Source organism: Chitinophaga oryzae (assembly GCF_012516375.2).
Taxonomy (GTDB): domain Bacteria; phylum Bacteroidota; class Bacteroidia; order Chitinophagales; family Chitinophagaceae; genus Chitinophaga; species Chitinophaga oryzae.
This window is the reverse complement of sequence record NZ_CP051204.2, coordinates 2,425,099-2,443,778: the sequence shown is the minus strand read 5'-3', so window position 1 is coordinate 2,443,778 and position 18,680 is coordinate 2,425,099. Positions and strand designations below refer to the sequence as shown.

16 protein-coding genes are annotated in these 18,680 nt (G+C 53.2%); 10 read left to right on the top strand and 6 right to left on the bottom strand.

All coding sequences use genetic code 11. The features are described 5' to 3' along the window. Window positions 1–3 precede the first annotated feature (3 nt). The 3 genes from HF324_RS10205 to HF324_RS10195 are packed head-to-tail and all read left to right on the top strand — an operon-like array spanning window position 4 to window position 2,873. A complete protein-coding gene (locus HF324_RS10205; protein WP_168802379.1) occupies window positions 4–1,686 on the top strand; it encodes a cbb3-type cytochrome c oxidase subunit I in 1,683 nt (560 codons plus the stop codon). 1 nt (window position 1,687) lies between these two features. After that, window positions 1,688–2,347 carry an SCO family protein gene (locus HF324_RS10200; RefSeq protein WP_168802378.1) on the top strand — a complete coding sequence of 220 codons (660 nt, stop codon included), beginning with the start codon at window positions 1,688–1,690 and terminating at the stop codon, window positions 2,345–2,347. Then, window positions 2,337–2,873, top strand: a complete 537-nt coding sequence (locus tag HF324_RS10195; RefSeq protein ID WP_168802377.1) for a c-type cytochrome — start codon at window positions 2,337–2,339, stop codon at window positions 2,871–2,873. Before HF324_RS10200 ends, HF324_RS10195 begins: the two co-directional genes overlap by 11 nt. Window positions 2,874–2,907: 34 nt before the next feature. Here HF324_RS10195 and HF324_RS10190 read toward each other — a convergent pair whose 3' ends face one another. From HF324_RS10190 to HF324_RS10175, 4 genes are read right to left on the bottom strand one after another with little or no spacing between them, the layout of a single operon-like run. Continuing rightward, window positions 2,908–4,068 carry a TlpA disulfide reductase family protein gene (locus HF324_RS10190; RefSeq protein WP_168859713.1) on the bottom strand — a complete coding sequence of 387 codons (1,161 nt, stop codon included), beginning with the start codon at window positions 4,066–4,068 and terminating at the stop codon, window positions 2,908–2,910. Window positions 4,069–4,086: 18 nt separating this feature from the next. After that, window positions 4,087–5,316 carry a TlpA family protein disulfide reductase gene (locus tag HF324_RS10185; RefSeq protein ID WP_168802375.1) on the bottom strand — a complete coding sequence of 410 codons (1,230 nt, stop codon included), beginning with the start codon at window positions 5,314–5,316 and terminating at the stop codon, window positions 4,087–4,089. A 32-nt stretch (window positions 5,317–5,348) separates the two neighbouring features. Continuing rightward, window positions 5,349–6,692, bottom strand: coding sequence for a RagB/SusD family nutrient uptake outer membrane protein (locus HF324_RS10180; RefSeq protein ID WP_168859712.1), 1,344 nt, complete (start codon window positions 6,690–6,692; stop codon window positions 5,349–5,351). Window positions 6,693–6,703: 11 nt separating this feature from the next. Continuing rightward, window positions 6,704–9,760 carry a SusC/RagA family TonB-linked outer membrane protein gene (locus tag HF324_RS10175; protein ID WP_168859711.1) on the bottom strand — a complete coding sequence of 1,019 codons (3,057 nt, stop codon included), beginning with the start codon at window positions 9,758–9,760 and terminating at the stop codon, window positions 6,704–6,706. Window positions 9,761–10,067: 307 nt separating this feature from the next. Between HF324_RS10175 and HF324_RS10170 the strand changes: the two genes are divergently transcribed. The 3 genes from HF324_RS10170 to HF324_RS10160 are packed head-to-tail and all read left to right on the top strand — an operon-like array spanning window position 10,068 to window position 12,761. Further along, window positions 10,068–11,009, top strand: a complete 942-nt coding sequence (locus HF324_RS10170; protein WP_168859710.1) for a LytS family sensor histidine kinase — start codon at window positions 10,068–10,070, stop codon at window positions 11,007–11,009. Next, window positions 11,002–12,060 carry a sensor histidine kinase gene (locus tag HF324_RS10165; protein WP_168859709.1) on the top strand — a complete coding sequence of 353 codons (1,059 nt, stop codon included), beginning with the start codon at window positions 11,002–11,004 and terminating at the stop codon, window positions 12,058–12,060. The genes HF324_RS10170 and HF324_RS10165 overlap by 8 nt, the downstream gene beginning before the upstream one ends. A 5-nt stretch (window positions 12,061–12,065) precedes the next feature. Continuing rightward, complete coding sequence (locus HF324_RS10160) at window positions 12,066–12,761, top strand: LytR/AlgR family response regulator transcription factor (protein ID WP_168802370.1); 696 nt, start codon at window positions 12,066–12,068, stop codon at window positions 12,759–12,761. 1 nt (window position 12,762) lies between these two features. Here the strand turns inward: HF324_RS10160 and HF324_RS10155 are convergent, their stop codons facing one another. Continuing rightward, on the bottom strand, window positions 12,763–13,344 hold the full coding sequence (locus tag HF324_RS10155; protein ID WP_168859708.1) for a PhnA domain-containing protein: 582 nt from the start codon (window positions 13,342–13,344) through the stop codon (window positions 12,763–12,765). Between the two features lie 223 nt (window positions 13,345–13,567). On the opposite strand from HF324_RS10155, the gene HF324_RS10150 reads away from it, so the two are divergent. From HF324_RS10150 to HF324_RS10135, 4 genes are read left to right on the top strand one after another with little or no spacing between them, the layout of a single operon-like run. Beyond that, a complete protein-coding gene (locus tag HF324_RS10150) occupies window positions 13,568–13,822 on the top strand; it encodes a hypothetical protein (RefSeq protein WP_168802368.1) in 255 nt (84 codons plus the stop codon). Between the two features lie 46 nt (window positions 13,823–13,868). Then, a complete protein-coding gene (locus tag HF324_RS10145; RefSeq protein WP_168859707.1) occupies window positions 13,869–15,590 on the top strand; it encodes a carbamoyltransferase family protein in 1,722 nt (573 codons plus the stop codon). 6 nt (window positions 15,591–15,596) lie between these two features. Further along, window positions 15,597–16,583: a glycosyltransferase family 2 protein gene (locus HF324_RS10140; RefSeq protein WP_168802366.1), complete on the top strand. Its 987-nt coding sequence runs from the start codon at window positions 15,597–15,599 to the stop codon at window positions 16,581–16,583. A gap of 19 nt (window positions 16,584–16,602) precedes the next feature. After that, window positions 16,603–17,622 carry a glycosyltransferase family 9 protein gene (locus HF324_RS10135; protein ID WP_168859706.1) on the top strand — a complete coding sequence of 340 codons (1,020 nt, stop codon included), beginning with the start codon at window positions 16,603–16,605 and terminating at the stop codon, window positions 17,620–17,622. Here the strand turns inward: HF324_RS10135 and HF324_RS10130 are convergent. Further along, a complete protein-coding gene (locus HF324_RS10130; RefSeq protein ID WP_168802364.1) occupies window positions 17,597–18,679 on the bottom strand; it encodes a glycosyltransferase family 9 protein in 1,083 nt (360 codons plus the stop codon). The two genes, HF324_RS10135 and HF324_RS10130, sit on opposite strands and share 26 nt — an antisense overlap. Between the last annotated feature and the right edge of the window lies 1 nt (window position 18,680).

Below are 18,680 nucleotides of genomic sequence, written 5' to 3'. Positions count from 1 at the left end.
GCAATGAATGTAAGCAGATACCTTAAAAACATCATCCTCGCTGAACTGTTTGTACCGGTATTATTACTCACCATTGGTATTTATCACGGGCTGATGCAGGTGATCTACCGCGCCGGTGTGATCCACCAGGCTTCTGTGGCTAAGCTGGACTACTACCAGGGCCTCACGCTGCACGGGGTGATCAATGCCATTGTGCTCACCACCTTTTTTGCCGTTGCTTTCGGCCATGCTACCATCGCTTTCTTCCTGAAGCAGGAACCGGGCCGCAAAGCCTCCCTGCTGTCACTCCTGCTGATGGTGATTGGCACCCTGATGGCCGCTGCCGCTATGTTGTCGGGCAAAGCATCGGTCTTATATACATTTTATCCGCCGCTGAAAGCACATCCGGCTTTTTATATCGGCACCGCCATGCTTATCGTAGGCTCCTGGGTAGCTTACTGGGACTGGGCCGTCATTTACGTACGCTGGAAACGCGGGCACCGGGAAGAAAACACACCGCTGGCCGTGATCGGCACACTGGTCAATTTCACTATCTGGTTCGTATGTACGCTGGCGGTAGCCTACGAAGTGCTGGTACTGCTGGTGCCCTGGAGCCTTGGCTGGACCGCCGGGGTCAACGTAATGCTGGCGCGCACCCTGTTCTGGTTCTTCGGCCACGCGCTGGTATATTTCTGGCTGTTGCCCGCCTACATCATGTTTTATACCATGCTGCCCAAACTGGCCGGCGGCAAGCTCTACTCCGGCACCGCAGGACGCATCGCCTTTTTCCTCTTTCTGCTGTTCTCTATCCCCATCGGCGTGCACCATCAGTTCGGAGAGCCATCCATCGGCAGGGGCGTCAAACTCACACAGTCGCTGCTTACCTTCGCCGTAGCCATCCCCAGTTTCATCACCGCTTTCACCATTGCGGCCTCGCTGGAACATGCCGCCTGGCTGCGGGGTGGCAGAGGACTCTACTCCTGGATATGGAAACTGCCGTTCTTCCGGAAAGATGTATTCCTCTTCGGTTACCTGATCAACGGCCTCATCCTGTTTATCTTCGGCGGACTGACCGGCCTGGTGAACGCGTCTTATTCACTCAACAATACTGTACATAATACGTCCTTTATACCCGGACATTTTCATCTCACCGTAGCCGGCCCGGTATTCCTGGCCATCCTGGGCATGTCGATTTTCCTGGTATCGCAGCTCACCGGTAAAAAGATATACCTGCCGGCTATTAATACCATTATCCCCTATCTGTGGACCGTAGGCGTACTGATCTTCTCTGCGGGGCTGATGTGGGGCGGACTGATGGGAGAACCACGGCGCACCAATATGGGACTAACGTACCTTAATCCCGCCAGTGAACAGTACCATCCCTACTGGGTGATCTCCAGTATGCTGGGACTGGCAGGCGGCGGTATCATGTTTGCCGCAGGGTTCCTGTATTTCATCGTGTTCTTCGGTACTTTCTTCCGCAAGCGCAGCGCGGCATCCATGATCGACTTTCCTGTCAGCGAAAGCCTGCACGAAGAAAAAAGAATTCCGCTGTTCGATACATTCCGGCCATGGCTGGTAGTGATGGGTTTCATCATCTTCATGGCTTACCTGCCTGCCATCTCCGATGCATTGAACAATACCGGCAAAAAGGCCCCGCCCTACCTGCCTACGGACCCTACCCCCATCGTGACTAAAAAACCATGACATGCGCATCCGCTTCCGGAACATATTGTATTCGTGGCAGGCAGCCGTTATCACGCTGATATGCCTTCCGCTGCTGGCCTATGGCCTCGTGCGGTGGACCGAAGACCGCTATGCGCCGCTGCCCTTCTATGGCACCAACAACGCCGTCGTCAGCGGGCCGAATGACGCAGCGCGCCTGCCGGCATTTGCATTCACCAATCAATATGGAGCAACGGTAACGAACACACGGCTGCAGCATCATATTACCATCGCGCATTATTTCTTTACTTCCTGCCCCACTGTATGTCCCGCCATGATGCGGCAACTGCAGCAGGTATACGCCGCTTTCCGCAACGATACAGGCATCTGCTTCGTATCACTGACAGTAGACCCGCTGCGCGACAGCAGTACCGCCCTGCTGCGTTACGGCCGGCGGCTGTCTTTACCGGCACAGGGCTGGGAACTGCTCACCGGCGACAAACCATCGCTCTACCGCTTCGCCCGCAAAGGTCTTTATATCACCGCTACCGATGGCGACGGCGGCCCGGACGATTTCATTCATAGTGAAAATATCGTATTGCTCGACCGGCAGCAACATATCAGAGGTTATTACCAGGGCACGTCTGCAACAGCTGCCGGCCAGCTGATCGCAGACATCAAAAAACTGCAACATGAACGGTAAACTGATCCTTATAATACTATTGTTTTGCTACAGCCTGCCCTCCGGGGCGGCTGACCCGGCAGAAGGCAAAAAACTGTTCCAGGCACGTTGCGCCTCCTGTCATAACGTGAATAAAAAACTCACCGGTCCTGCCCTCGCCGGGGTAGACCAGCGTCACAGCGAAGCATGGATCCTCCAATTTGTAAAAGCGTCCCAGAGCATGGTGAAAGCCGGCGATAAAGAAGCGCTGGCCGTATACAACGCCAACAACCAGGTAGCCATGCCGGACCATCCCGACCTCTCAGATGACATGATCCGCGATATTCTGGCCTATGTGAAAGAAGAAGCCGGCAAAGCGCCGCAGGCCGACGATGCACCTTTCTCCCGGCCTGGACAAAAAGAACCCAACCTGATGCCTCTCAGCATTTATAATTTCCCTTTTATGATTGCCTACATTGTGCTGGTGGTTATCATCATTATACTGCTCGTATTCCTGGTCAATGTGAAAGGGTATGAACACCATATGGAAGAAAAACAGAAAGAATAAAAAGCCCCGCAGTAAAACTGCAGGGCCGTTACGATTACAAACCAAACACCGATTTAAGTTGCTGGTCAAGTTCATCACCGCCGTTACCGACAATTTTGAACAACACCTTACCATCCTTATCGAGTAATATCTTGGTCGGAAACCCCTCAATGCCATAGGCCATGACCATGTCTGCATCTTTTTTGTTGTAGTTGTTGAGTACCTGTATCCAACTCAGGCCATCTGACTGGATAGCGCCGAGCCAACTTTTTTTAGCGGCCTCCAGATCGTCTGATTTCTCTTCAGCGATACCTACTATCTCAAATCCTTTGTCTTTGTATTTTGAATAGATCTCTTTCAGATGTGGATGGCTCGCACGGCAGGGGCCACACCAGCTGCCCCAGAAATCGAGCAGCACATATTTTCCCTTCAGCGAGGCTAATGTAAACGGCTGTCCGTGATTATCCATCTTGGTAAATCCGATCGCCTTTGCCCCTACTTCGGTAGCTTTCGCGCCGGAAATACGGGAAACAATGTATTTAGCGAGATACGTATTTTTATACGTGCCGGACAGTTTATGATACGCCGCTTCATAAGCCGTCATATCGTAATCGCCGGTCAACCGGCTCAGTAACATAAGGCTCACAAAAGATCCCGGGTGTTTGGCAATAAATTGTTTCCGGATGTCCAGCAGCCGTTCCTTCGCTGCTTTCTGTTCTGCCATCGCGGCATTCCTGGCCACACTGTCCTCTTTTTTGAATCGTTTTTTCCTTATCTCCCAATCCTGCGCAATGAATGGCGCTTCTGCCTGATGCAGTTTGTCCAGTTCCTTATTCTCCCGGCCCCCGGCAACTGTTCCTTTATACAGTTCCGTGGCGTCGGCAGTGATAGTGATATCCCTGTTGGTGATGATAAAGTCCAGGCTGGGGGCGGGCATGAACATTCCGCCTTTTACAAACTCATAACGGGCCGACGGGTGCGCAGAAGATAAAGTACCAACAACGGGTTCGTCTACGCGGCCGGTGTACACAAAGGCATCGCCGTTGTGAGCGACCGCAGTATCCATGATACGTTTACCGTCGGCTAAGCGGGAAATCGAAAGCCGGTAATCGCCCTGCCCTTTGATATTGGCGGTAATTTTAAAGCCCCTTTCCTGGGCGCTTGAAATGATCGCCAGCAGTAAACCGCCGGCGATCATCAGGATTGTTTTTTTCATGATTGGTGTATTGATTTTCTAGAAGCCCATCATCGGCATGGCCGCTGTTTTCTTCGGCTCGGCCTGGGTGCCTTTTGCTACGATATCTTTTACTTTAGCTTCTGCCTCATCCGAGTAACCGGTAAAACGTTCCAGGATTTTACCTTGCCGGTCAACCAGGTACAGCGTTGGAATGCCGGAAAACTGGAACTGTTCCATGGTTTTGTCTTTGTTATCGCTCAGCAGCTGCTCCCAGGGCATAGCTTCTTCCGTCATCGCTTTTTTCCAGGCTTTCTGATCGGTATCAATAGAGATGCTCACAACTTCAAAGCCCTTGTCTTTGAAAGCGCTGTACAGCGCTTTCACTTTGGGAATAGCCTGGCGGCAGGGACCGCACCAGCTTGCCCAGAAATCTACCAGTAGGTATTTACCCTTGTATTTTTCCAGTCCTTCGATGGTGCCCTGCGCACTCGGGTATTTAACAGAAGGCATGGGTTCGCCGGTTTTCAGTTTCATGGCCTGTGCCCTGTTGGTCAGAATGGTCTGTTTCAGCTTCTGCGCTTCTGTCAGCCAGGGATAACGGACAATGAGGGCTTCCAGCATTTTCATGGCTTTCTCGTATTGCGCCGTGTTTTCCGTGCCGGCCATACCGCGCAGTGCGTATACCAGCACCGGACGGTCGATGAAGGAACGAATGAGGACATCCTCACGCTGCTTGTAATCGTCGCGCATAGGGTTGTACTTTTTGGTGTTCTTCATATAGGCGGACCAGGTAGTGTCGGTTGACTTTTTAGCATAGTACTCCATATTGTACTCATCGATCATCCGCCGGTAGTTCAGCTCACCGTTAAGCGTCATCATATTGATGAAGTTGTTGTCGTAAGATCCCTCCACATAGTTATAATGTGGTATTTTTACTTTGTACCGTGCCGTATCATAACCTCTCATGGCCACTTTCACATCGGCATCGCTCCAGAAGGAAGCACGGTCCCAGTGCAGCGCATCGATCACATATATCCCCTGATGGTCTTGTTTGACATGAAAAGTGAAAGTATTGTCCTTGCCAACAATGGTGGAGTCTACCGCCACCGGTTTTCCGGACAGGTTATCTTTTAAAAGCCATACCTTTTGTTCCGTTGCTTTGGGATCGGTAAATTCAACAGACCCTTTTACTGTAATGGATTTCACCTGCTTGTTCTGCTGTGCGTGCAGTGCGGCCGGAGCGGCCAGTAAAGCCAGCAAAACACCGGTTCTTCCTGCTTTTTTCATGATTGTCATTGTTTAAATTTTTATGATTTCCGCTATTTACTATAGTCAGCGTTTTGTGTCAGATCAGGATTGAGTGCAAACTCGCGGCTGGGAATGGGCAGCAGCACATGCGATGCCGGCTGTCCGAACGACTGCAGCCAGGCGTTCATTTTACCAAAGCGCTGCATATCGCTCCAGCGAAGTCTTTCGCCTACAAACTCACGACGGCGCTCCATTTCTATCTCTGCGAGGAAAGCGGTGGTATTGGCGAAGTCGCTGTTGTTGCGCTGCGATGCATTTCTGGCGGTACGCAGCTGGTTATATGCCGTTACATCCACCACGCCTTTGCGAGCGGTGGCTTCCGCAACGATCAGGAAAGCTTCGGCATAGCGGCAGATGGGATAAGAAGGTGTGGCTTCCTCCGGGAACTTGGTCACGAAGTACACGGAGTCCAGGATCACGCCGCCTTTGTTTTTCAGGAAAAAAGTGCGGCGCACGTCGCTGGCATCGTAGGTTTTCAGCAACATGCTGTCCACCCAGGTATTGCCGCTGCCTGCTCTGGGCATGTCGGCATATTTACCGGGACCGAATACCTGTCCCAGGCCATATTGCGTGCTGCCATTGATAGCCATCTCATTGATATGGTATATCATTTCCGTACTGTTGGTAGCGGACCTGAAGATATCGCCGAAGCCGGACTGCAGCGCCAACCGTTTGGAGTTGATCACCGCATTGGCCATCGCCAGGGCATCGTCATGACGGCCCAGGTTGAGGTACAGTCTGGCCAGCAGCAGTTGCGCAGCCTGCCTTGAGCCATTCAGCGACCTGCCGTTATAATCCGGCAGTTGCGCCGCGGCAGCTTTCAGGTCTGCCTCAATGAGCCGCCTTACTTCACCAACGGCATTGCGTACCGGATGGCTCTTGGGGTTTTCACCCCCTTTGATGATCACCACATCGCCAAACATTTCCGTCAGCAACATATAGGAATATGCACGAAGAAGATAAGCCTCTCCGAGGTTGGCGGCGATCAGGCTGTCACCTCCGGGCTGCTGTTCCCCAAAGCTGATGGCCATGTTCACATTGGCAATGCACTGATACGGCTGCTTATAGGCAAAGGTGAGCGCGTTGTCGGTAGAAGGGACGTTGTTTCCTTCGTAGGTCAGGTTGGAAACAGACTGGAAGTCGTCTCCCATCACGTCCTGCAAACCGAATATCTGGTACAGGGCGTTGTTGGTGAGCGCCAGTTTGGCGCCATTAATCACCAGCGGCAGGTTGGCACGGTTGATCTGGTCAAAGGTCACCTGTGTATTGGGTTGCACATTGTCCAGGTTTTTGCTGCAGGATGCGAACAGTAAGGTACCGGCAACGGCTATATGAAATATACATGTCTTTTTCATGAGCGCAACAATTAGAAGGTCAGGTCAATACCGATAACAGCGGAACGCGGGTTCGGCAGGTTAGTGGAAACGATGCCTGTGTTGGACACCGCTTCGGGATCAAAGCCCTTGTAAGGCGTAATGGTCAGCAGGTTCTCCACAGACCCGTAAATGCGCACCTGGTTGAGCTTTGCTTTCTGCAATACTTTTACCGGCAGCAGGTAAGCCAGCGACACGTTACGTAAACGCAGGTACGACGCATCGGTGATGAACTGTGTGGACGGCTTGCTGTTCCAGTCGGCCGTCTGGCCTGCGCCATGCACGCCGGTCACTGCCCGTGGAATGTCCGTCACATCGCCGGGCTTACGCCAGCGGTCTGCCAGGTTACTGAACTTATTAGGCATCACGCTGGTGTAGTCGAGGCTGTAATTGCGTAACGTCTGTTCGTAATAATCATACACTTTATTGCCTGCGACATAGGTAACCAATGCGTCCAGCGTAAAACGTTTATATGACAGGGAGACAGCAGTGCCGCCGGTGAACTTTGGTAAAGCAATGGGGATAGATACATAGTCGTTCGCATCCCAGCGACCGTCTTTGTTGCGATCGGTATAGGTCATATCGCCGGTCAGCGGATCGACGCCCTGCGATTCAAACACCATCACGGAACCTACGGGTTGTCCTACTTTGGAGCGGGACTGTGGCCCGCCAAACACCAGCGCGCCAAAGGGAGCGGTCGAGTCTTTCATGGAAAGGATCACGTTGCGGTTGATGTTCATATTGGTGCTCACCTTCCAGCCAATCGTCGCTCCGGCGCGGCTGTTGACCGTCAGTTGCAGATCCGCGCCATAGTTGCGGATGCTGCCGATGTTGTCCGGCATACTGCCAGCGCCGAATATCCAGGACACATCGGTATTGCTCATCAGCCCGTCGGTGGTTTTGTTGTAGTAATCTGCCGTCAGGGTAACACGGTTGCCGAACAAGGCAATGTCTACGCCGGCGTCCATCTGTTTGGTTCGCTCCCATCTGATATTGGGGTTACCGATCAGGGTATTCAGCACCAGCGCCTGACCACCCATGTAAGAGGTTGCCTTCAGTAGGTTGCGGGCATCGAAATAACCCAGGGGACGCATGTTACCGCTGATACCATAGCTGGCACGGACCTTCAGTTGGCTGACCGCGCGCTGGCCTGCCATGAAACCTTCGCGGGACAAGTCCCAGCCGGCGGAGACGGAAGGAAACCAGCTGTAGCGGTTGTCCTTCACCAGTTTGGAAGATCCATCGCGACGCAGGGAGGCGTTCAGCATATATTTACCGTCCCAGTCAATACCAGTACGCAGGAACCAGGCATCAGATATCTCCTTGTTGTTCAGATGAAGGCTGCCGATATTGGAAGCAGCACCGTAACCGGCTGCAGCAGCGCCGCCGGTGACATTGTCAATTTGCGGGAAGCCGTTCAACTCATAACCGAAACTGTTCAGCTCATTGTTATAGTAGGTATAGCCCAATGTGCCGTTGACGCCCAGTTTACGGAAACGTTTATTATACGTGAAGTAGTTATCGAAGTTATAGGAGAAATTATCGGTGCCCTGCATTTTGTATAAGCCGCCGGTGCTGTAAGCGAGGTAACCGACAGGCAGCAGGAAACTGCTGTTCAGGCCATTGTATTTGGTAGCATTGAAGGAAGAGCGGAAGGATAACTCCTTCAGCAGTTGAAGATCTGCCGACAGGCTTCCCAGGTAGATGTTGGTTTTGTTCTTGTTATTATTGTCCATCATGATGCCCAGGGGGTTGTTTTGCAAACCGGCGTAGTACCCCATCCTGCCGTTGGACTGGTACACCAGTTCATCAGGTGTATCCGGCCGCACGGCAAAAGCCGTCGCCAGCGGATTGGACATATCTTTACTCACAGATTGCGTCAGGTTGATGTTACCGTTTATTTTCAGCCAGTGGTTTACCTGCTGGGTAACGTCGAGACGGCCGGTGTACCGTTCAAACCTGCCGACGCCCATAGAAGCCACCTCCGCGTAGCGGCCGAGGGACATATAGTAGCTGTTTTTTTCGCCGCCGCCGCTCATACTGGCCTGCAGGTTGTTGACCGGTGCATTTTTATGTTTGATACGGTCCAGCCAGTCGATGCTGCGGTCACCCATTTTCAGGCCCGCCAGCTGCCCCTGCAACACTGTTTTTTCATCCTGCAGCTGCTTGAGGCGCCCGGGAGGCGTTGCGCCAGGGTTGGCCAGGATGGCGTCGATATCACCGATACGATTGTTGCGGGAGTCGTTAAAAGCGGAAGTGTATTCCGCGGTGTTCATCATACGGCGCTTGAACGGCACGTTATTAACACCGGTATACATGTTGACATTGAGGGAAGGTTTGCTGTTGTTTTTCCCTTTTTTGGTGGTGATGATGATCACCCCGGTGGAGCCTCTGGCGCCGTAGATCGCTGCGGAAGCGGCATCTTTCAGTACTTCGACAGACTCGATGTCCTGCGGATTGATACTGTTGATAGAGATGGTATTGCCATCCACTACCAGCCCGTCGATAACGATGAGCGGATTGGTAGCCACCGCGCTGACTGACTGGGCGCCGCGGATCATAATGCCGGATGCATTGCCCGGCGTTCCTTCGCGGGAAGCGACATACACTCCCGGCACACGTCCCTGCAGCGCCTTCCCAAAATCGCTGACAATGTTTTTCTCTGCCGTCAGCTCGCCGGCTTTCACCGAAGCGATGGAGTTGGTCACGCTGGACTTGGATTGTGTACCGTAACCCACTACGACGGCATCCGTCAGCGAAATAGCTTTCATCTTCATGAAGATGGGTGTTGTTTTAATCAGGCTGGCCGCTACCATTACGTTTTCAAAACCGATGGAAGTGATCTGCAACTGTGCATTGGCCGGCACATTTAGTTCGAATTCGCCTTTTTCGTTGGTGGTGGCGCCCGTTTTAGCGCCGATCACCTTCACGGTGGCCCCCGGAACAGGCTGCCGGGTGGTGGCGTCTTTTACCGTCCCTTTCAAGACCTGTTGTGCATAGGCGGAGATACCGGACATGCATAAAAGGATAAATAAAACTGACTTTCTCATACAAGTGGTTGGTTGATGATAATGGTTGGTTACTGTCCCCGAACATTGTGTTGCCAAAATAGGGATCGTGTTATTTTTTCATCCGGATAATGGACGTACCGGGACCGTAAATGTATATTCCCACCTTTTCCGGGGATGAACGCCACTATGGGTCTGGCAGGCGCTTTTCCGCCGGCAATAAGGATTTAGCAGGTATCATCCTGTCATTTGAAAGGATGAACAGGCGTTTTACGGGGACGAAAAAAATAAGCCGGCAAGGATGCAGAAAACCGTGGGCCATGTACTATCTTCAACCCGCTGTTAACTTATGCGCAATCGTAAACCATACCGTTATTTTACACACTTGCTGGTGTGGATGGCGTTGGTACTGCTGTATGCCTATCCATCGCTTAAACTCAATCTTCATTCTGATTTCGGACTGAAAAGGGTACTGGTACAGGACATCCTGTATGGGTTTATCAACTTCCAACTGTTCTTTCTCCTGGTGTTTGCGTGGTTGCCGGCGCCGGTGCAGCAACGGCGGCATCAACAGGTGATCGTGCGGAGCATACTGGCGGTGGCGGGTTTTGCGCTGATAAAATATGCTATAGGTTGTATATTCCCCGATCAGGTCCTGTTAAGGATGTATTCCATGGTAGGAAAGCCGCATATTTACTTTAGCTTTTCAAATTATTTCCTGATGGCCACCAAAACGGGACTGGGCGTAGCTTTGCTGGCCTATAGTTACCGGCTGCTGTTGCAGCGGCAGCAAACGGGGCCCCGGGACCGTCAGTTGGCATCCGCCGCAGAAGCGGCACGGGCGCGTTATATACGAATGCAGGAGAACTCGCGGCTGCTAGTGCAGAACCTTCAGCAACTCACCCCTATTCTCGAAGATGAGCGCAAACGCGGTCAGGAGGGCGTGAAAGCCATCCTCCTGTTATCGGACCTGTTACGTTACATGTTGTACGACAAAGCGCTGGAAAAAGAAACCGTTAGTCTTCCAAAAGAAATGCTCAATTTTGAAAGATATGTGGAGCTGCGCAACCTGTGTCACCACGAACAACCGCTCGTGCTGTCCGTCACCGGTGATACGCAACAGGGAACGCTGGCCGCGCTGCAGCTCCAGCAAACCACCGAAACCGCGCTGCAACAGCTGTCTGCCGACGGCGCCCCGGTGGCCATCCGGATACAGGTAAGGCAGGATATGGTTAGGCTTAGTGTACAGGAGCAACATTATCAATTTAAACTGTATCCCGATCATGCCTGATGCTCGTCGTTCTTTCCGGGAGTTTGCAGGCATGCTGGCCGGCTGGCTGGTGCTGGTGTACAGCAGCAACCTGATGACTGTCTTACGTTTCAATGACCAAACCATCCGGCTGGTACATATCAACAGCGCCGCCCTGGGCCTGGTCAACTTCCTGTTCTTCTACTGCTGCTATCGCTGGATAGCCATACCAGTGCTGGAGAAGCGCCGCCCGTTGCTGGCGGGGCTGTTGGTACCGGTCCTGCCGGCATTCACCTTGCTGAAATACGGTTTTATTCATCTTTTTTTTGCGCAGGATATTTTATACCGGGGCCATCAGATTATCAACGGGCAAAAAGTGGAATTGTACACCTCCCTCGGGAACTACTTTGTGAACGGCCTTTGGAGCAACCTGGTGATAGTGGTCGCCGCCTTTTCCTTTTGCCTGTTTCGCTTATGGCTGCAGGAAGAAAAGAAAAGAGTACTGCTGCAACAGCAGCAGTTGCAGGCAGAATCCGGGTTTCTGAAGATGCAGCTCAACTCTCATTTTCTGATCAACAGTCTGAACAGCATTTATTCACTCGCGCTGATGGGATCACCGGAGGTAGTAAAAGCCAATAAAACGCTGGCACATTTGCTGGCTTATATGGTAGACCAGCCTTCCGATATCGCGTACCGTGCGCCTATCCGTGAGGAGATCAGCTACCTGCAGGACTTCGTGACTTTACAGCGGTTGCGTACCGGTTTTAATGAAGGCATTATCTTTCATACGCCGGACGTGTTACCGGAGAAAAATATTGCGCCGCTGCTGCTGGTGCCCTTTGTAGAGAATGCGTTCAAACATGGGGTCAGCAACCGTCCGGAGAAAGCGGTCACCATTACGTTGGCGTGCAACGAGCAGCAGTTGCTGTTCAGCGTGCATAACTATGTGTCGGGCCAGCAGCGCGACAAAACAGGCGGCATCGGGCTGGACAATGTCCGGAAGCGGCTGCAGCTCCTCTATCCCGGCCGGCATCAGCTGGACATCCGGGACACCGGAGCGGAATATTTCAGTAACTTAGTGATCAATTGGTAAAGGATATGGGTGTAAAGTGTATTGTGGTAGATGATGAACCACTGGCAGCGCAGGTATTGGTGTCGTTTATTCATAAAACGCCGGACCTGCAGCTGGCAAAGGTGTTCCACAACCCTGTGGAGGCGCTGGCCTTCGTGAAGCAGGAAAAAATCGACCTTATCTTCCTGGATATACAGATGCAGGAGCTCAGCGGCCTGGAACTGATGCAACTGGCGCCTCCGGGCGTACAGGTGGTACTGGTGTCCGCGTATGACGAATACGCAGTGGAAGGTTTCGACCGGGAAGCGATAGACTACCTGTTGAAACCTGTATCTTTTGAGCGGTTTGCCAGGGCTGTGCAACGGGTACTGGCCCGCAGCACGGTCGCCGTTTCACAGCCGGCCGGCACCGATTATATTTTTGTCCGTACCGATAAAAGGATCGTACGGGTAGATGTTAAAGACATCCTGTTTGTAGAAGCGCTCCGCAATTATGTGGCCATCCAGACGGTCAAACAAAAGATCCTCACCTTACAAAACCTCCGCAGTTTTGAAGAGATACTGGCGCCGTTCCGCTTTATACGGGTACACAAATCGTTTATCATCCCGCTGGATAAAATCGACAGCATCGAAAAACAACGCATTTTCACAGGGCCGCACTGCGTACCTATTGGCGACGCTTATCTGAAACAGTTTATGGAAGCTATCAGCATGCCGCGATAGCTTAGTTTTGTTTTCTCACATATTTGGTCAGAATCACGATCAGCTGGCCTTCGATCTTACCTTCGATCTGCTCTTTGTTATCTTCTACGAGGCGGATATTTTTCACCACCGTGCCCATCTTGGCGTTCAGGGTAGAACCTTTTACATCGAGAGATTTGATCAGCGTTACGCTATCGCCGTTTTGCAATACGTTGCCGTTGCAATCGCGATGAAGCTCTACAGCATCGTCGTTGTCATGGTCGCCGGTAGCCTGCGCCCATGCCAGCGTTTCCTCTTCCAGGTAGAGCATATCGAGGCTTTCCATGGCCCAGCTTTCTTTTTTCAGCCGGTGCAGCATACGCCAGGCCAGTACCTGGATGCCCGGTACTTCGCTCCACATGGCGGTGGTAAGGCAGCTCCAGTGCTGGCTGTCCAGCTCGGCCTTCCGGTCTATCTGGGCGCGGCAGGTGTCGCAGATCAGCACGGTGCTGTCCGGACCGTCGCCGGAACGGGGTGCTACGTCATGCAGGTTAAGTTTGTCTGTTGAGCCGCACAACTCGCACTGGTTGCCGCTTCTTTGCTGTAATTGTTCTTCGATTTTCATGATTCGTTCGCTAAAAAATGCGCGCAAAGATACTCTTTTTTACGGGTACAGCCATTCACCGGGCATTTAACCGGATACATGCTGTAAAATATCTCCCATTCTGTCCCCCGTTTCCCCTATCGGATGAGTAAGTGTTTCCGCATATTCGTTTCCATAACAGCGTATCTGCGGCCGCTGGCATCGTGGCGTAGTCTTTGGGCTTCCTTTCATAAAAATCACGCTTATGTTATTTCCGACACCATCATCAACCATCCGGCGGAAACGCCCGTCATTTCTGCCCAGTGCAGCATCGCAGAGAGTACCTGTGGCCATCGCAGCGGAACCAGGAGACACTCCCGACGAAGAAGACACAGTGGAAGATCCTGATCCTGTACTGGACGAAAGCGACCTGGAAGAAAACAGCCTCTCCGATGAGGAGGCCGATAACATTGAATGGGAACCTGAAGAAGAACAAGAGGGAAGTTCAGGAAATGCCTGAACTACTGCTACTAACCCGTTAGATTCATTGATTAATCATCCATCTTATGTACACCTTAGGTATTAACGCCGCTTTCCATGATTCAGCCGCCTGTCTGGTGAAAGACGGGCAGCTGGTGGCAGCAGCTGAAGACGAACGTTTTACGCATATCAAACACGGGAAAAGACCGATTCCTTTTGCCGCTTACGAACTGCCTTACCACGCTATCAACTATTGTTTGCAGTCAGCCGGTATCCGGTTACACCAGGTTGATCATTTTGCATATTCCTTTGATCCCTATTTGCTGATGCCTGCCGGAACGGGGGAAGAAGCGGAAATCAACCTTCCGCTTTTCCCCGCTGGCAAAGAGATGCCGGAGAAATGGCTGTCGCCCTGGGACCCGCTCTTTTTGCAGGCCATCGCCAATGCGCCCGGACAGTTGACAGATGGTTATCCACACCATCTGCAGCCCAACTTTAGGGATGCGGTGATCAACCGGCGGGACCAGTGGCATTACCTGGAACATCACCTCTGCCATGCCGCCAGCGCTTTCCTGCCTTCTCCCTACGAAGAGGCAGCCGTGCTGACGATCGACGGCAGGGGCGAGAAAGCCACCACTACCTTCAGCACCGGCGCACAGCACTCCCTGACGCGCATCAGCCAGGTGAATATGCCGCATTCGCTGGGACTGCTTTATGAAAGAATTACCACGCACCTTGGCTTTTTACATTCATCAGATGAATATAAAGTGATGGCCCTTGCCTCCTATGGAAAACCCGTTTATGTACAAGTCCTGCGGGATATCATCGCCTTGTCGGACAACGGCAGCTACCAGATAGCCGATATCCCGCTGGAGGAGATACTGGGGCCGCAACGGAAGAAAACCGATCCTTTCCTGGCCATGCATTTCGACATAGCGCATTCCATGCAGGCCGTATTACAGGAGAGCGTGCTGCAACTGGCATCCTGGCTCAAACGTGAAACGGGCAGCGACAACCTTTGTTTTGCCGGCGGCGTAGCGCTCAACTGCGTGCTCAACGCCACGCTCCGGGATGCCGGTATCTTCCGTAACATCTGGGTGCAGCCTGCCGCCGGCGACGCCGGCACTGCGCTGGGCGCCGCCCTGTGGGCAGACGCACGCCTGCGGCAACGTACATCGAAAGACTTTGTCATGGACCACGCTTACTGGGGCCCTGCTTATACCGACGCGGAAATTGAGCAGTTCCTGCAATGGACAAAAACGCCTTACCGCAAGCTGGACAATATTGCTGAAGAAGCCGCCTCGCTGCTGGCACAGGATAAAATCATCGGTTGGTTCCAGGGCCGTATGGAATTCGGTCCGCGTGCGCTGGGCAGCCGTTCTATCCTCGCCTCGCCACTGCATGCGGATATGCAGGCGCGGCTCAACGAGGTGAAAGACAGGGAAGACTTCCGGCCGGTAGCGCCGGTGGTGACGGAAGAAGCCGCGGCCGAATGGTTTGAAGGCGCCGACTATTCTCCCTTTATGCTTTTTGTATACCGGGTAAAGGAAGATAAAAAAGCGCTTATTCCCGCCGTGACCCACGTGGATGGCACCGCCCGCATACAGACAGTCAACCGGGAACAACATCCGCTGTATCACGAACTGCTGCAGGCCTTTGAAAAAAAGACCGGCGTGCCGGTACTGATCAACACCTCTTTCAATACGCTGGGCAAACCCATTGTGTGCACGCCCCGCGATGCGCTGGAATGTTTCTGGTCCTCCCCTTTCGATGCATTGGTGATCGGTTCGTTCCTCATCGAAAAATAAAGGCGTATGAAACAAAACATTAAAATATCTGTGATCATTCCAACGTGGCGCCGGCCTTCGCTACTGACCGACTGCCTGCATGCGTTATCGCTTCAGTATTTTCCTGTGGACCATTTTGAAGTGATCGTTGTCAGCGATGGCGACGATCCCGACACCGCAGCTGCGATCCGCTCCTGGCAGGGCACCAGCCCGTTGCAGCTGCAATATCTCCAGCTGCCGGCCAAAGGCGGACCGGCAGCTGCCCGTAATATGGGCTGGCAAAATGCCATCGGGCAGCTGGTCGCTTTCACCGATGACGACTGTCAGCCAGAACCCGGATGGCTGGAGAGCCTGTGGTGCCGTCATCGTATTACCAAAGCGCCGGTGGCCTACACCGGCAAGGTAGTAGTGCCGCTGCCCGCTGAAAAAGCAATCACCGATCATGTCCGTAACACCGCCCATCTGGCCCTGGCCGATTTTATTACAGCTAACTGCGCCTGCACCCGCGACGCATTGCTGCTGACAGGCGGCTTCGATGAACAGTTTACCATGGCCTGGCGGGAAGACAGCGACCTGGAATTTAAACTGCTGCAACAGCATATACCCATACAATATGTCCCTGCGGCAGTGGTACGGCATCCGGTGCGGCCCACCCGTTGGGGCAGCAGTATGCGCGACCAGCGCAAGGGCGCCTTCAACGCATTGCTGCATCGTAAACATCCGGAGCTGTACCACGAACGTATCGGACAGGCGCCGCCACCATTGTATTACGCAATGGTGCTGAGCCTGATAGCCGCCATTGGCAGCGCTGCTGCCGGGCATCCGGCTATGGCGCTGTTTTTCCTGGTGCTTTGGGTGATCGCCTGGTTATATTTCACCAGCAGAAGGCTCACCGGTACCAGTCATTCGCTGTCCCATATTTCCGAGATGCTGATCACGTCCGCCGCCATCCCTTTCCTTTCGGTGTATTGGCATATCTACGGTATGATCAAATACAGGTCGTTTTTTGTTTAACGAATTAACATCCACCGCCATGTTACAAGATGTGCAACGTATCATCATACTCCGCGCCCTGAAGCTGGGCGATCTGTTATGCACGGTTCCTGCCTTCCGGGCGTTGAGGCTGGCTTTCCCGACAGCGCATATTACGCTTGCCGGCCTGCCATGGGCCACTGCCTTTCAGGAACGTTTCCCGCATTATATCGATGAACTGGTGACGTTCCCCGGTTATCCCGGCCTGCCGGAACAGGAGCCTGATGCCGCGGCGTTCGATGCTTTTATGCAGGGAAGGCAGCAGGCTGGTTACGACCTGGCGCTGCAACTACAAGGCAACGGCACTATCGTCAACGATATTGTGAAACAGTGGAATGCCCGGTACACGGCCGGGTTTGTGCCGGCAGGCGAAACACCGCCCACGCCTTTGTTCACCACCTACCCGGAGGATTTGCATGAGATCCAGCGGCATCTGCGCCTGCTGGAACATATCGGCATACCCGCCACACAAACGATGCTGGAGTTCCCGCTCACATCGGCCGACAGGCGTGCTTTTGAAGCGCTGGCACTCCCGGCAGGCGATTATGAATATGTCTGTATCCATCCCGGCGCCAGCGTGCCGGAACGGCGGTGGCCCACCGCATACTTCGCCGCTATGGCCGATTACCTGGCCAGCGAAGGATGGAAAGTAATACTGACAGGCACCGCGCAGGAAAAAGCCCTCACCGCGGAAGTGAAGGGCTACATGCGGTTTCCCGCCATCGATCTTGCCGGCGGCACCTCGCTGGGCTGTATGGCACAACTGATCAGGAATTGCCGCGCGCTGGTATGCAATTGTACCGGCGTATCCCATATCGCAGCGGCCACCGCTACGCCCAGCCTGGTGATCAGCATGGACGGAGAGCCGCACCGTTGGGCGCCGCTCCGGCATCACCTGCATTGTACGATCGACTGGACACGGCAGCCTGCGATGGAGCGTATCTACCACCAGTGTGACGAATTGCTGGCACGCACCAGTCACAGAGAGCCGGTATTCAAACCAGCTGCAACGCCTTGTTGACGGCGTGCAGCACATTTTCCACCGTTGCCATGGGCAACTGCTTTTTCTTTATCTGCTGATAGTGCCAGGTCAACAAAGTATTCCTGCTTTGCTGTTTCTCCGGCACATCGAAATACAGCACCGTCCCTCTTCCATGCCACGGCGTATGCTGCAGGTTGGTCATGGCATACAACACGATCACCGGCGTGGAAGTAGCCGCCGCAATATGAATAGTACCGGTATTCACCGAAATGATCAACGGACTTCTTCTCACCAGCAAGGCGAACTCGCGAAGCGAAAAAGCACCCGCCATATTAATAGCACGATGGTCGCCGATGGCCTGTTGTAGCCTGGCAGCATCGGCCTCTTCCCCACTGTTGCCGGTGATCAGCAACTGGCAGTCATGCTGCCGGATAATTTCGCGTCCTATCTCCACCCATTTGACAAAACTAAACTGCCGTTTGGCGTCCTGTACCATCGGATGCAGCAACATCCACGGTTTGTGCGGATCTGCCTTATGCACTGCCAGTTTACGGACAATGCCCGGCCACAGCGTCTCATCCGTTTGTATGGATAACCTGGAATCGATCACCGGCGCTCCCATATACCTCACCAGCTGCAGGTCGCGCTCCACCTGGTGCAGCGGCGTTTCAAAAGGCTCCTTGTCAGGCATCCAGTGTGTCAGCAACTGGTAAGGATTCTCCCGGCAATAGGCCAGCCGCAGCGGAATGCCCGCCTGCATTGCCATTAAAGCCGCGGGTAAAGGACTCTGGCTAAAGACCGTGAAGATGATCGCGGCGTCAAAATGTTCATGGGCCAGCATCGCCACCAGTTCCTGGTAAGTATCCGGTGTGGTCACATGGTCCTGTTTTACCCACGGCGCGTTGAACACAAATACGTTGTCTATCTCGGGTAGCAATGCCGCGGCGGGGGCCGCGGCTGCAGAAGTAAGTACCGACAGCTGGCAGCGGCCGGCTTCTTTAAGCGCACGGAAAGCGGGAGCGCTCATGAGGAGATCTCCCATATTATCTAACCGTATGCACAGGATTTTTTTACATTCGTTCCATGGATAGTGCATA

What these genes read in the sequence shown, in the direction of transcription:
- HF324_RS10205 (WP_168802379.1), top strand. Translation starts at nt 4, where the DNA reads ATGAATGTAAGCAGATACCTTAAAAACATCATCCTCGCTGAACTGTTT.
- HF324_RS10200 (WP_168802378.1), top strand. Translation starts at nt 1,688, where the DNA reads ATGCGCATCCGCTTCCGGAACATATTGTATTCGTGGCAGGCAGCCGTT.
- HF324_RS10195 (WP_168802377.1), top strand. Translation starts at nt 2,337, where the DNA reads ATGAACGGTAAACTGATCCTTATAATACTATTGTTTTGCTACAGCCTG.
- HF324_RS10190 (WP_168859713.1), bottom strand. Translation starts at nt 4,068, where the DNA reads ATGAAAAAAACAATCCTGATGATCGCCGGCGGTTTACTGCTGGCGATC.
- HF324_RS10185 (WP_168802375.1), bottom strand. Translation starts at nt 5,316, where the DNA reads ATGAAAAAAGCAGGAAGAACCGGTGTTTTGCTGGCTTTACTGGCCGCT.
- HF324_RS10180 (WP_168859712.1), bottom strand. Translation starts at nt 6,692, where the DNA reads ATGAAAAAGACATGTATATTTCATATAGCCGTTGCCGGTACCTTACTG.
- HF324_RS10175 (WP_168859711.1), bottom strand. Translation starts at nt 9,760, where the DNA reads ATGAGAAAGTCAGTTTTATTTATCCTTTTATGCATGTCCGGTATCTCC.
- HF324_RS10170 (WP_168859710.1), top strand. Translation starts at nt 10,068, where the DNA reads ATGCGCAATCGTAAACCATACCGTTATTTTACACACTTGCTGGTGTGG.
- HF324_RS10165 (WP_168859709.1), top strand. Translation starts at nt 11,002, where the DNA reads ATGCCTGATGCTCGTCGTTCTTTCCGGGAGTTTGCAGGCATGCTGGCC.
- HF324_RS10160 (WP_168802370.1), top strand. Translation starts at nt 12,066, where the DNA reads ATGGGTGTAAAGTGTATTGTGGTAGATGATGAACCACTGGCAGCGCAG.
- HF324_RS10155 (WP_168859708.1), bottom strand. Translation starts at nt 13,344, where the DNA reads ATGAAAATCGAAGAACAATTACAGCAAAGAAGCGGCAACCAGTGCGAG.
- HF324_RS10150 (WP_168802368.1), top strand. Translation starts at nt 13,568, where the DNA reads ATGTTATTTCCGACACCATCATCAACCATCCGGCGGAAACGCCCGTCA.
- HF324_RS10145 (WP_168859707.1), top strand. Translation starts at nt 13,869, where the DNA reads ATGTACACCTTAGGTATTAACGCCGCTTTCCATGATTCAGCCGCCTGT.
- HF324_RS10140 (WP_168802366.1), top strand. Translation starts at nt 15,597, where the DNA reads ATGAAACAAAACATTAAAATATCTGTGATCATTCCAACGTGGCGCCGG.
- HF324_RS10135 (WP_168859706.1), top strand. Translation starts at nt 16,603, where the DNA reads ATGTTACAAGATGTGCAACGTATCATCATACTCCGCGCCCTGAAGCTG.
- HF324_RS10130 (WP_168802364.1), bottom strand. Translation starts at nt 18,679, where the DNA reads ATGCACTATCCATGGAACGAATGTAAAAAAATCCTGTGCATACGGTTA.